This is a genomic window from uncultured Sphingorhabdus sp., from assembly GCF_937872355.1.
Taxonomy (GTDB): Bacteria; Pseudomonadota; Alphaproteobacteria; order Sphingomonadales; family Sphingomonadaceae; genus Sphingorhabdus_B.
The window spans coordinates 1-12,052 of the sequence record NZ_CALMSV010000029.1 but is presented as its reverse complement, the minus strand read 5'-3'; the positions used below and the strand labels follow the sequence as shown (position 1 = coordinate 12,052).

Genomic DNA, 12,052 nt, shown 5'->3' with positions numbered 1-12,052 from the left:
GTGTTTGGGGGTGGGCTGCAGATATTGCCCCATAGTCAGGAAATCGATGTCGGCACTGCGCATGTCGTCCATCACCTGATGCACCTCCATCCGCTCCTCACCCAGCCCGAGCATCACACCCGATTTGGTGAAAATTGACGGATCATGCCGCTTCACCGATTCGAGCAACCGCAGCGAAGCGTAATAGCGCGCGCCAGGGCGAATAGTCGGATAGAGCCTCGGAACGGTTTCCAGATTGTGGTTATAGACGTCGGGCCGCGCCTCGATAATCGACTCGACCGCGCTTTCCACCTTGTTGCGGAAATCAGGAGTCAGGATTTCGATTGTCGTCGAAGGCGTGTTGCGGCGCAGCGCCTGTATCACCTTCACAAACTGGCTCGCACCGCCGTCTGGAAGGTCATCACGGTCGACCGAGGTGATGACGATATGTTCCAGGCCCATTTTGGCGGCGGCAATTGCCACATGTTCGGGCTCGAGCGGATCAACTGCACGCGGCATGCCGGTTTTGACATTGCAGAAGGCGCAGGCCCGGGTGCAGACATCACCAAGGATCATCACCGTGGCGTGCTTTTTGGTCCAGCATTCGCCGATGTTGGGGCAAGCGGCTTCCTCGCACACGGTGTTGAGCTTAAGATCACGCATCAGCTTGCGCGTCTCGTTAAAACCGGCGCTGGTAGGGGCCTTGACCCGGATCCAGTCGGGCTTGCGCTCACGCGGCACGGTGCGGACAGGGGTGGGATTGTTCATGCGCCGCCCTTAGGACGGAAGCCCGTATCTTGCCACCCCCATTTTGCTTGCTATGGAAGCGCCATGACACACTTTTCAGACATGCTCGAAGGCTATGCCCGTTTCCGCGCCAATGAATGGGTTTCCGAACGCGAACGTTGGGAGAAACTGGGCGAAGGTCAAAGCCCGAAGGTTATGGTAATCGCCTGTTCCGACAGCCGCGTAGACCCGACCCAGATTTTCGACACACGCCCCGGCGAGATTTTTGTCGTCCGCAATGTGGCAGCCCTCGTTCCGCCATTCGAAACTACGCCGGGTCGGCATGGTGTTTCGGCCGCGCTCGAATTCGCGGTACAGTTCCTGAAGGTCGAGGAAATCCTGGTGATGGGACATGGTTATTGCGGCGGCTGCAATGCTGCGCTGACCAAAGCCATGGACGGGATGGAGCCCGGTGAAGGTGGTTTCATCGCCAACTGGATCAGTCTTTTGGATGAAGCGCAGGCAAAGGTAGCGCAAGCTCACGGAACGCATGGAGATGCTGCCGAGCGCGCGATGGAAATGGAAGCGGTGAAAGTTAGTCTTGCCAATCTGCGCAGCTTCCCCTGCGTCCGGCAAAAGGAAAAGTCGGGTGAACTGGCCTTGCACGGTGCGGTGTTCGCGATTTCAGACGGCCTATTACGTGTCCTCGACGAGTCCTCCGGTGAATTTTCCGCTGTTTAAGGACATCAAATGAACGCGCTGCTCGCATTCCTATTGCTCGCTGCGACGCCCGAGCCGCTGCCCGAACATATCGACATCCCGAACGAACGTTCGACCGTGATCTGCCCTACCCAGGCTGCGGCGCAAACAATGCTCGATCAATATTATCGCGTCAAACCTGCGCCCAATAACCACACCATCGATATTGAGCATTTCTTTGCAGGGCTTCGCGCCACTGGATGTGCGCAAGATGTTGAGCGCACGGGGGTTGTCACCATCCTCTCCGCCAAATCGCGGGCGACAGTTGAACTGGCGGGTGGCAGCGAACGGATGCTGCGTTATGAAGGCCGCGACGAGGCGGGCAAAGTCTTGGCGGGCATCGTCAGCGAAGACGGCAATAACAGTTTCCCCCGTACCGATCTGGCCCGCTGGTTGTCGGTGCGCAGCCGTGACGGCTGGCTCGATGCACGAGGCGAACAATCCACCTCGATCTTCTATCGCTGCAGCACTCCAGACAATGCGAAGGCAGTGGTTTCAAGCTTGAAAGGCATGGAGCAGGCAAAGGAAGATGTGTTCAGCAAAAAACTGGCAACGTCCGCCGCCCTGCAAGGCTGTCGCCCAGCGACCGACCGCTATCTGGTCACAGCCTTGCTCGATAGCGCAGGCAATGAATGCGGGTTTGAATGTTATGTCGACCTCACCGCACTTGCGGCGCTCGATCGTTCGGGCATGCAGGTAGGACTGGTTTTCGATGGCGCATTGATGTGAGCTTTCACTGATGACGGGTGAAGCAGCGTTTTACAATGATCTGCATCTCAGTATTGCTGAAGCGCGGCGGTTGATCGAAGCCGGTGCCGATAGCAGGCATGCTGCGGCGCATCACCCGGTCGTTGCGACAATCGGTTCGGATGGCAGCCCTAGCCAGCGCGTGATGATCTTGCGGCATGTCGATTGGCAAAAACGCTGCTTGCGTTTTCATACCGATGCCCGTTCGACCAAGTTGGAAGATCTGGCGAAAAACAGCACAGCATCGGTTTTGATCTACGATCCCGAACCCAAGATCCAGTTGCGTTTGTCCGGAAGCGCTATCGTGCATCGGGAAGGCGCAGCGTTCGACGCGGCTTGGCATCAATCAACCAATTTTGCGCGACGCTGTTATTTGGCCGAACAGGCGCCCGGTATAGTTGTCGCACAGCCCACGTCCGGCCTGCCTGAATGGGTTGAAGGACGGCAGCCTGACGACGCGGAGATTGCCCCGGCCCGCGACAATTTTGCGATTCTGCTGTTTACGTTTCACAGTCTGGAATGGCTCTATTTGGCCAATAGCGGCCATCGCCGCGCGCGCTGGCAATGGGATTCAGCGGCCGCTGACTGGTGCGGGAATTGGTTGGCCCCATAGACTTGCGCATTTTTGCAAATAGGTGTCGATCATCAAGCCCTGCGCTTTGGCGGCGGTCGATAGATCATCCTCCCGTTTGGCCTCGAAATTGACATAAGTAATATCCGGGCGCTGCAGCGCGACATAGTTGGAAAGCGACCCATCGCTACGCCTTACCCGTTCATGCCACACATTGATGCCAGACTGGTTCATTGCATCGCGACACAGGGTTTCGCCATCGCTGATGGCTTTGGTCGCGACATAGGGCAGGATCGCGTAAACATCCGGATTGTCCAACATAGCGATAGTGCGGTTACCGAAATAGCCATCGGCACGCGCAACCATTTCGCCGCGCGCATAAGCCTTCGCGTCAAGCATCGTAATATCCCCTCGCCCACCTGCACCATCGCCGCCAAAGCCATGGCTGTTGGTGTGCAACGCGATCAGGGGACGACCCGGCTTCCATGCGTCAAGAATGGCTCGTGTAAAAACGGGCGTGCGTTCATCAAAGTTGCGATTGGGATCACAGGCAGAAACCATCGCCGAACGCACTCCGCACAGGCCATAGCCTGCCTGTCGCCTCGTGCTGGTTGGCCCCGTATTCACGGCGATACCGGTGCCTCCATATTTGTGGAGCGCCGCAATCATCGCTTCGAACGCGGCATTTTCGTCATCATGGGGAACAACCCACAAGGGTCCCTCGCTATTCGCATCGCTGGAAAAACGGATCAGGTGCCAGTCAAAACCATTTTCCGAAAAGCGGATTTCACTGACGCTAATACCCTCCAGAAATGCGGGTTCGTCGTTATGCCGGTTGATGTCATCGTCTTGCAGCGCGGCCAGCATCGCCTTGTCCACTGACCGCCATTCCATCGCCTGAGCCGTTGGAGCGAAACAATAGAGTGCCAGTGCAAAGAGATAGGGTGCAATGCGCATGCCGACTGCTTATAGCATTGCCGATGAGATAACAGCCCCGAAGAGCGGCGCTATCGAACAAGAGGGGGGAAGTCATGATGCAACCGGGCGTGATCGCAAGCCTTTCGGTCTATTTCGCGCTGATGCTAGGCATCGGCATCTATGCGTGGCGCAAATCGACAGCAAACAGCAGCGAATATTTGTTGAGTGGACGCCAATTGGGCCCTGCCGTCACCGCGCTCGCTGCGGGCGCATCGGATATGTCGGGATGGTTGATGCTTGGCCTTCCCGGTGCCTTGTATGCGTCGGGTTTAGCTGAGGCATGGATTGCTATCGGCCTGTTCATCGGGGCTTTGCTCAACTGGATTATCGTCGCCCCGCGCCTGCGCGAACAGACCGAACGCTATGGCAATGCGCTCACCATCCCCGAATTTCTGGGAAACCGGTTTAATGATGAGAAGCACCTTTTACGCTTGACCGCCAGCATCGTGATTATCGTCTTTTTTGCGCTCTATTCGGCCTCGGGCCTCGTCGCTGGCGGTAAGCTGTTCCAAAGCGCGTTCGGTGCCGATTATCAGACCGGTCTGTGGATCACCGCATCCGTTGTGGTCGCCTATGTCGTCCTCGGTGGCTTCCTCGCGGTCAGCCTGACCGACTTTGTGCAGGGTACGATTATGGCGATCGCTTTGGTCGTGGTGCCTTGTATGGCGTGGCAGGGCTTGCCCGAAGGCGTGACGGTGACGTCGACGCTCAACAGCATCGATCCCAAAATGACCAGCCTGTTCGCGGGCACTACTGCGCTCGGAATCATCTCTACCGCGGCTTGGGGGCTCGGCTATTTCGGGCAACCGCATATCATCGTGCGCTTCATGGCGATCCGGTCAGTCAAGGAAATGCCAATTGCGCGCAATATCTGCATGATCTGGATGGTAATTACGCTCGGCGGTGCATTGCTGGTTGGCCTCATCGGGCGGGTTTATGCGGCAAGCAAAGGGCTGACTGTCGCTGACCCGGAGACTATCTTCATCCTGCTTGCTGGCGAATTATTTGCGCCAGTCGCGGTAGGCTTCCTGCTCGCCGCCATCCTCGCCGCCATAATGAGCACGATTTCGGCGCAGCTGCTCGTGACCGGATCGTCGCTGACCGAAGATGTCTACCGCCTATTCATCCGTCGCGACGCCAGCGAGAAGGAAGTTGTCACCGTCGGTCGCCTGTCGGTCGTCGCCGTCGCGGCAATCGCCATGATGCTTGCGCAAAATCCGGAAAGTAGCGTGCTCAGCCTCGTCAGCAACGCTTGGGCGGGCTTTGGCGCCGCCTTTGGACCAGTCATCATCCTGGCACTGACATGGCAGCGCATGACGCTCGCTGGAGCCTTTGCCGGCATGGTGACCGGCGCACTGGTTGTTATCGGCTGGATTGCGCTAGGCTGGAGCAGCGCGATGTATGAAATTGTGCCGGGCTTTGCAGCCAGCTTTGCGGTGATAGTGTTGGTGAGCCTGGCGACCAAGGCCGCCAAGCTCACTTAACCCGTTAACGCGTCAGCTTCTTATAGCTGGTGCGGTGCGGTTTGAGCGCATCCTCACCCAAGCGGCGGATCTTGTCTTCTTCATAGGCCTCGAAGTTTCCTTCGAACCATTCAACATGGCTGTCGCCTTCGAAAGCGAGGATATGGGTCGCCAGACGGTCGAGGAAGAAGCGGTCGTGCGAGATGACCACGGCGCAACCGGCAAAGCTTTCCAGCGCTTCTTCAAGCGCCGCCAGCGTTTCGGTGTCGAGATCGTTGGTCGGTTCGTCGAGCAGAAGGACGTTGCCACCCTCCTTCAGCATCTTCGCCATATGCACGCGGTTGCGTTCACCGCCTGAGAGCTGGCCGACCTTTTTCTGCTGGTCAGTGCCCTTGAAATTGAACGCGCCAACATAAGCGCGGGTCGGGGTTTCGTGCTTGCCGACTTTCATGAAATCGGCGCCGCCCGAGATTTCTTCCCAGACATTTTTGTTGGGATCGAGTGCATCGCGACTCTGGTCGACAAAGCCCAGATGCACGGTATCGCCGATCACGATTTCGCCGCTATCGGGCTGTTCCTGACCAGTTATCAAACGGAACAGTGTCGACTTACCTGCGCCGTTCGGGCCGATCACGCCAACAATGCCGCCCGGCGGGATAGTGAAGGACAGATTCTCGAACAGCAGCTTGTCGCCATAGGCCTTGGTGACATTGTTGACCTCGATCACTTTGCTGCCAAGTCGTTCGGGGTTCTGGATAACAATCTGGGCCTTGCCGATTGTGCGGTTTTCGGCGGCTTCAACCAATTGCTCAAAGCTCTTGATACGCGCTTTGGATTTGGTCTGGCGAGCTTTGGGGCTCTGTCTGATCCACTCCAGCTCATCCTTGATCGCTTTCTGGCGACCTGCATCCTCGCGCGCTTCCTGCTCAAGGCGCTTGGCCTTCTTTTCGAGGTAGGTCGTATAATTGCCCTCATAGGGGAAATAGCGGCCACGATCGAGTTCGAGGATCCAGTTCACCACATTGTCGAGGAAGTAACGATCGTGGGTGACTAGGATCACGTTGCCCTTATAATCGACCAGATGCTTTTCGAGCCACGCCACCGATTCAGCGTCAAGGTGGTTGGTCGGTTCGTCAAGGAGCAGGATGTCGGGCTTTTCGAGCAGCAAGCGGGTGAGCGCAACGCGCCGCTTCTCGCCGCCAGACAGGTTCTCCACTGACCAGTCACCTGGCGGACAGCGCAGCGCGTCCATCGCGATCTCGAGCTGGTTGTCGAGCGTCCAGGCATCAACTGCGTCGATCTTTTCCTGAAGCGTGCCCATTTCTTCCATCAGCGCATCAAAATCGGCGTCTTCCGGTGGATCGGCCATGATCATGCTGATTTCGTTGAAACGCTCAACCATGTCCGCGACCTCACGGACGCCGTCCATGACATTTTCCTTGACCGTCTTGGTCGGATCAAGCTGCGGCTCCTGCGCCAAATAGCCGACGGTGATATTCTCGCCCGGCCATGCTTCGCCGGTGAAATCGGTGTCGATACCGGCCATGATCTTCATCAGCGTCGACTTACCCGTACCGTTGGGGCCGACGATACCGATCTTGGCATCCTGATAGAATTGCAGGTGAATGTTGTTGAGCACGGGCTTTTGCGCGCCGGGGAAGGTCTTGGTCATCCCCTTCATGACAAAGGCGTATTGGGCGGCCATCGATGGTCACTTTCTCAAAAAGCAATAAATACGGAATTCGACGCGCCTACTAGCCAAGCTGTGCATTTGTCGCAAGGCAGGATTGGCAAGCGGCGTTGCGACAGCTAAGCCCAGCGCATGACAAAACAGCTTTTGCTCGCCTTGGGCGCAACAACCATCCTTACCACCGCCGCTTTTGCGAGCCCCCCGGCCGGAACAGACCCGGCAATGTGGGCGCTGGACCATGATCCAGTCGCCTGGGAGATTACCGAAGGCCTGACCACCGAAGTTGGCGCACGCCAAGGCGGTACCGAGGCCGAAGCACGCGGGCGCGCTTGGGCGCTCAATTATCTTCGTAAAGCGGGCTTCGCCAATGTCCGCGAAGAATCGTTCGATATGCCGACATGGGTGCGCGGCGACGAGCGCGCTTGGGTGGTCAGTCCCTTCCCGCAGAAACTCGCGATAACGGCGCTGGGTAATAGCGGCAGTACGGGCGATGCCGGATTGGAAGCCGAAGTCGTCTATTTCCCGACAATCGATGCCCTTCGCGCAGCGCCCGATGGCAGCCTTGCCGGCAAGATTGCTTTCGTAAGCCACGCTATGAAACCAGCGCAGGATGGCTCCAGCTATGGCGCATTCGGGCTAGCACGCTTTGTGGGGCCTAACATTGCGGCCAAGAAGGGTGCAACCGCGATTGTTATCCGCTCGGTCGGAACCGATCACAATCACCGTAACCCGCACACTGGCAACACCAATTTCGAAGCGGGCGTCACGCCAATTCCGGCAGGCGCATTATCGATCCCCGACGCCGACAATCTGGTTCGCATGGTAGAGCGGGGAAAGCCGGTCAAACTCCGCCTACTCCTGACACCGAAAAATCTCGGCACGCAAAAATCGGGAAATGTCGTTGCCGAATTGCTCGGCAGCAATACAGCCCTGCCCCCGATCGTGATCGCCTGTCACCTCGATAGCTGGGATCTGGGAACGGGTGCGATTGACGATGCGGCAGGTTGTGGCATCATCACCGCCGCCGCCAGCGCCATCAAGGGCATGAAGCGGCAGCGCACGATCCGCCTGCTGTGGGCCGGGGCCGAGGAAGTCGGCATTTGGGGTGGCAAAGCCTATGCCGAAATCAACAAGTCTGTCCCCCATGCACTCGCCATGGAATCCGATTTCGGCGCTGACCGCGTCTGGCGCGTCGATTTCAAACTGCCCGACAGTGCGAAACCGCTCGCTGATCGCATCGCTGCAAAACTCGCTCCACTGGGCATCGCCCGCGGCAAGGATGCAGCCAGCGGTGGGGCCGATGTCGGCGCGATCATCGCCTCACAAAATCTAGGCATAATCGACTTGCAACAGGATGGCAGCCGCTATTTCGATCTGCACCACACACCCGACGATACGCTCAACATGATCGACAAGGCGCAGTTGCGCCAAAATGTCTCGGCGTGGACTGCAGTGCTGTCCGAACTGGCCAATTATGAGGGCGACTTGACCGTCGCACCCAAACCATGAAATCGATCGCAATCCTGGTGCTGCCGCTTTGCTTGATAGGCTGTGTCGAAGAGACGACGCCCAAAGAGAGTGAAAAAGCCGCTGCTGTCGTTACTGCCGAAGATGATGCGGGTGCACGGAAAGACGAGCAAAAGAGCAGTGAGGAAGCGGCCGACGCCGCCGCGAAGCTTGTTGAGGAAGAGGCCCGCGAGGAAGTGGAAAAGGCATCGCAGGCTGGTTCGGAGTGACATTTTGAGCGCAAGAAATGTCAAATCTGCGAACAACGCCATCTAAAGCAAAGTCGCGCAATCGACCCTAACACCTCCAACACTGGCGTAGGAGCGCCATAAGGAGGAGGAGAGGATGAGGTTTTTTTCGCGACGGATAACTGCGCTTGCTGCATTGCTGGCGTCGACATCAACCACGGCTCTGGCACAGGAAGCGGCCGACGGCGCCAGCAATGATGACGAAATCGTCGTCACCGCCCAGCGCCGCGAACAATCACTGCTCGATGTACCACTGGCAGTATCCGCATTGGGTGGTGACGATCTGGCGCAAAAGGGTATCGACAATTCGTCCGAACTGGCCGCAGCCGTTCCCAATCTGCAGATCAACAGTCCGTTCGGCAACACTCAGCCTAATTTCTCACTGCGCGGGATTGGTGTTGCCAATGAGTATAATTCAAACCAGGCTTCGCCCGTCGGTGTTTATATCGACGATGTTTATCTCGCCCCGCGCACCAGCCATGGCATGGGGCTGTTCGATCTTGACCGGATCGAAGTGCTGCGTGGGCCGCAAGGCACGCTGTTCGGACGGAACACAACCGGCGGTGCCGTCAACTTCATCACCCGGAAACCGTCGCTTAGCGGTTCCAACGGCTATGTTGAACTGGGCTATGGCAATTTTGATGCATTCACTGGCAAGGCTGCCGTCGAAACCACGTTGAGTGAAGACAGTATCGGCCTTCGGCTCGCAGTGAATTATGCCAAGAGCGATGGACAGATGAAAAACCTGTTCGCCGGCGGACGTGACCCCAATTCGGTCGACACATTGCAAGGCCGTGCAACACTGCGCATCAAACCCGGCGATGGCGGTCTCGACATCGTTCTGAAAGCCTATGGCGGACGCGACCGTGGCACGCAGGCCGGGGTACATGGGCTCGGCGCCTTCCGCACCGGACTGGGCTTTTTCGAGACAAATGAAAGCCGCGTCGGAGACAACAATACGGATGCCTGGGGTTTTTCTGGAACGGTCGGCGTCGATTTGTCCGATGCGATCCGTCTGACATCAATCACATCCTATGACGGCGGCAAGCAGGATTTGCAGCAGGCAGCAGATGGCTCACCGCTCGATATTCTCGACATCACTTGGCAATCGAAATACCGCCAGTTCAGTCAGGAAATGCGGCTCAACTATAGCACCGATACGCTTAACCTTGTCGGCGGCGCCTTTTATGGCTGGGACCGGAACATCACCGACAACCAGTTCAACCTGCCGCTGCCACCCGCAGGCGGTTTTTTTCAGCATTACCGGCAAGTGCGGAAATCCTATGCGGTGTTCGCACAGGGTGACATCAACCTGACCGACCAGCTCGTGCTGACCGTGGGGGCGCGCTACACCAAGGACAAATCACGCTATGACGATGCCTTCGCTTTCCTGTTCCTTGGAACAGTGGACGACGTGCCGACACCAATCGCGACGACCGTACCTTGCGCGACGCCTGCTGGCACCTGCGCCTATGACCCTGCGGCACGGATCGCGCTTCGTGACACGAACAATGCACTCACCGGCCGTATCGCGCTAAGCTACACCTTGCCCGACGACACTTTGCTCTACGCCAGCTTCAACCGGGGCTATCGTGCGGGGGCGGTCAACGGTGGCGGCTACACCTCATCGGCAGGCATCAGCTATATCGAACCCGAAAAGGTCAACGCCTATGAACTGGGCTTCAAAGGTCGCTATTTCGACCGCGTACTGACGCTGGCCGCATCGCTCTTTTACTACGACTATACCAACCAGCAGCTGCAGGATACGCGGCCCGGTCCGGTCTCTTTCCTGGTGAACACACCCAAGTCCGAAGTCTATGGGGCAGAGCTGGAAGCGACCGTCAAACCGTCGGACGGTTTCTCGCTCAACTTCGCACTGGGGCTGCTGCAGACCAAATACAAAGAGCTGACCCTTCAGGGGACCGATCTGTCGGGTAACGACCTGCCCTTCTCGCCAAAACTGACGGCACAGGCAGGCTTTGACTGGGAGGTTGCCGAGCTCGGCGGCGGAAAGCTGACCTTCTCGCCCAATGTGAACTACGCAAGTCGGCAATATTTCTCGCCATTCAACACGGTCAACGCCGTCGGATCGCCGCAGGTCAATTCGGAACTGCAGCAAAAGGGCTTTGCCAAGGTCAACGCATCATTCGGCTGGTCGAATGACAGTTTCACCGTGCGGGCGTGGGGGAACAATCTGTTCAACAAAAAGGTCTACGGCTACGGCCTCGATCTTCGTGGCGCAGGATTTCCTTACAACTTCCTCGTACCCGGCGCACCGCGCACTTATGGCATCTCGGTACGCGCTGCCTTCTGATGTATCCGATGCGTAGCCTTGCTTCCATCTTGCGTTTCGGGCTTCCGTCCGCGCGCAAGCTGGTTAAGCTCTCCTCAGGAGTGAAGGAGAGAGGCTGATGGCGACGCATTGGGATAATCGCGCGATCATATGTGACGTGCTGGGTCGCGCGCCCGACGTGGAAATGGGGTCGATTGGTGAGGGCTGGTCGCTGTGCCGCTGGCGGCAGTTTGTCGGCAGCTATGCCCTGCCGCCTTTGCCCGACCCCATGTTCATCGTCCACATATCGGGAAAGCCACAGATCAAGACGTGGGATAAGGACGGCTGGAGCCAGTCGAGTTCGATTCCCGGCTGCGCCACCATCCAGCCATCGGGCATGCCCAGCGGCTGGCTGGTCGATGGTGAACTCGACGCCGTGACGCTTTCGGTGTCGTCCGATCTGCTCAAAAACATTTCAGCAACCGAGCAGTTCAGCAAATTGCGTTTCGCCTTTGCCGATCCGCTGGGCGTTGCCCTCACCCGGCAAATCTTGTCGGAACTATATGCACCCGATGCCGACGAGCGCGAACATTATGTCGCAGCGATGGTCAACGCGCTCAAGGCGCATATCCTCGCCGGCCCTCCGGCGCATGGCAACCCGACCGAAATCCCCGTCAGCGATTTTTCGGCCTACCGGCTACACAAGGTGATGAACGCCATATTGGCGAATCCTGCCGACGAGCACAGCCTAGAGGAAATGGCGGCGACTGCGGGGGGTACGCCGCCTCATTTCTGCCGCATCTTCAAAAAGGCGACCGGCATTACGCCGCACCAATATGTCATGAAAGCCCGGCTCGACCGGGCACAACAGATGCTCGTGCAAACCGATATGACGCTTGCGGCGATGTCCGAAGCGACCGGTTTTCAGAGCCAAAGCCATTTCAGCCGTGCCTTCCGCCAATATGCGGGCATCGCACCCAGCGAATATCGCGATCAGCGTCGCCGGGCGGAGGTAGGCTAGCCTTTTCCCATGGAGAGCCTGATATGTCCGAAACGATGATCCCGCCCGAATTGGTGGCACCTGCATTCAACCCGGAAACTTTTGCCAAAAGG

11 protein-coding genes are annotated in these 12,052 nt (G+C 57.8%); 8 read left to right on the top strand and 3 right to left on the bottom strand.

Features of this window, described 5'->3' with window-relative positions:
- Positions 1-747 (bottom strand): lipoyl synthase (gene lipA / locus Q0239_RS01215; protein ID WP_298597112.1); only part of this gene is annotated, 747 nt, incomplete at its 3' end.
- A gap of 63 nt (positions 748-810) precedes the next feature.
- Here lipA and Q0239_RS01210 point away from each other — a divergent pair.
- The 3 genes from Q0239_RS01210 to Q0239_RS01200 are packed head-to-tail and all read left to right on the top strand — an operon-like array spanning position 811 to position 2,824.
- Positions 811-1,446 carry a carbonic anhydrase gene (locus tag Q0239_RS01210; RefSeq protein WP_298597110.1) on the top strand — a complete coding sequence of 212 codons (636 nt, stop codon included), beginning with the start codon at positions 811-813 and terminating at the stop codon, positions 1,444-1,446.
- A 9-nt stretch (positions 1,447-1,455) separates the two neighbouring features.
- Complete coding sequence (locus Q0239_RS01205) at positions 1,456-2,193, top strand: hypothetical protein (RefSeq protein WP_298597107.1); 738 nt, start codon at positions 1,456-1,458, stop codon at positions 2,191-2,193.
- Positions 2,194-2,203: 10 nt separating this feature from the next.
- Positions 2,204-2,824, top strand: coding sequence for a pyridoxamine 5'-phosphate oxidase family protein (locus Q0239_RS01200; protein WP_298597104.1), 621 nt, complete (start codon positions 2,204-2,206; stop codon positions 2,822-2,824).
- On the opposite strand, the gene Q0239_RS01195 is transcribed toward Q0239_RS01200, so the two are convergent.
- Complete coding sequence (locus Q0239_RS01195; protein WP_298597101.1) at positions 2,783-3,739, bottom strand: hypothetical protein; 957 nt, start codon at positions 3,737-3,739, stop codon at positions 2,783-2,785. The genes Q0239_RS01200 and Q0239_RS01195 overlap by 42 nt on opposite strands.
- A 74-nt stretch (positions 3,740-3,813) precedes the next feature.
- Between Q0239_RS01195 and putP the strand changes: the two genes are divergently transcribed.
- Positions 3,814-5,244, top strand: a complete 1,431-nt coding sequence (putP, locus tag Q0239_RS01190; RefSeq protein WP_367276058.1) for a sodium/proline symporter PutP — start codon at positions 3,814-3,816, stop codon at positions 5,242-5,244.
- 4 nt (positions 5,245-5,248) lie between these two features.
- On the opposite strand, the gene ettA is transcribed toward putP, so the two are convergent.
- Positions 5,249-6,928, bottom strand: coding sequence for an energy-dependent translational throttle protein EttA (gene ettA, locus Q0239_RS01185; RefSeq protein ID WP_298597098.1), 1,680 nt, complete (start codon positions 6,926-6,928; stop codon positions 5,249-5,251).
- Positions 6,929-7,045: 117 nt separating this feature from the next.
- On the opposite strand from ettA, the gene Q0239_RS01180 reads away from it, so the two are divergent.
- The 4 genes from Q0239_RS01180 (at position 7,046) to Q0239_RS01165 (ending at position 11,960) form a co-directional block, all read left to right on the top strand.
- Complete coding sequence (locus Q0239_RS01180) at positions 7,046-8,422, top strand: M28 family peptidase (protein WP_298597095.1); 1,377 nt, start codon at positions 7,046-7,048, stop codon at positions 8,420-8,422.
- Positions 8,419-8,649: a hypothetical protein gene (locus Q0239_RS01175; protein WP_298597092.1), complete on the top strand. Its 231-nt coding sequence runs from the start codon at positions 8,419-8,421 to the stop codon at positions 8,647-8,649. Before Q0239_RS01180 ends, Q0239_RS01175 begins: the two co-directional genes overlap by 4 nt.
- Positions 8,650-8,764: 115 nt before the next feature.
- Positions 8,765-10,981 carry a TonB-dependent receptor gene (locus Q0239_RS01170; protein ID WP_298597089.1) on the top strand — a complete coding sequence of 739 codons (2,217 nt, stop codon included), beginning with the start codon at positions 8,765-8,767 and terminating at the stop codon, positions 10,979-10,981.
- 97 nt (positions 10,982-11,078) lie between these two features.
- On the top strand, positions 11,079-11,960 hold the full coding sequence (locus Q0239_RS01165; protein ID WP_298597086.1) for a helix-turn-helix domain-containing protein: 882 nt from the start codon (positions 11,079-11,081) through the stop codon (positions 11,958-11,960).
- Positions 11,961-12,052: the final 92 nt, after the last annotated feature.

Excerpts from the sequence above, each read along its gene's own strand:
- Q0239_RS01205 (WP_298597107.1), top strand. The coding sequence starts at position 1,456 with ATGAACGCGCTGCTCGCATTCCTATTGCTCGCTGCGACGCCCGAGCCG.
- putP (WP_367276058.1), top strand. The coding sequence starts at position 3,814 with ATGATGCAACCGGGCGTGATCGCAAGCCTTTCGGTCTATTTCGCGCTG.
- Q0239_RS01170 (WP_298597089.1), top strand. The coding sequence starts at position 8,765 with ATGAGGTTTTTTTCGCGACGGATAACTGCGCTTGCTGCATTGCTGGCG.
- ettA (WP_298597098.1), bottom strand. The coding sequence starts at position 6,928 with ATGGCCGCCCAATACGCCTTTGTCATGAAGGGGATGACCAAGACCTTC.
- Q0239_RS01175 (WP_298597092.1), top strand. The coding sequence starts at position 8,419 with ATGAAATCGATCGCAATCCTGGTGCTGCCGCTTTGCTTGATAGGCTGT.
- Q0239_RS01180 (WP_298597095.1), top strand. The coding sequence starts at position 7,046 with ATGACAAAACAGCTTTTGCTCGCCTTGGGCGCAACAACCATCCTTACC.
- Q0239_RS01200 (WP_298597104.1), top strand. The coding sequence starts at position 2,204 with ATGACGGGTGAAGCAGCGTTTTACAATGATCTGCATCTCAGTATTGCT.
- Q0239_RS01210 (WP_298597110.1), top strand. The coding sequence starts at position 811 with ATGACACACTTTTCAGACATGCTCGAAGGCTATGCCCGTTTCCGCGCC.
- Q0239_RS01165 (WP_298597086.1), top strand. The coding sequence starts at position 11,079 with ATGGCGACGCATTGGGATAATCGCGCGATCATATGTGACGTGCTGGGT.
- Q0239_RS01195 (WP_298597101.1), bottom strand. The coding sequence starts at position 3,739 with ATGCGCATTGCACCCTATCTCTTTGCACTGGCACTCTATTGTTTCGCT.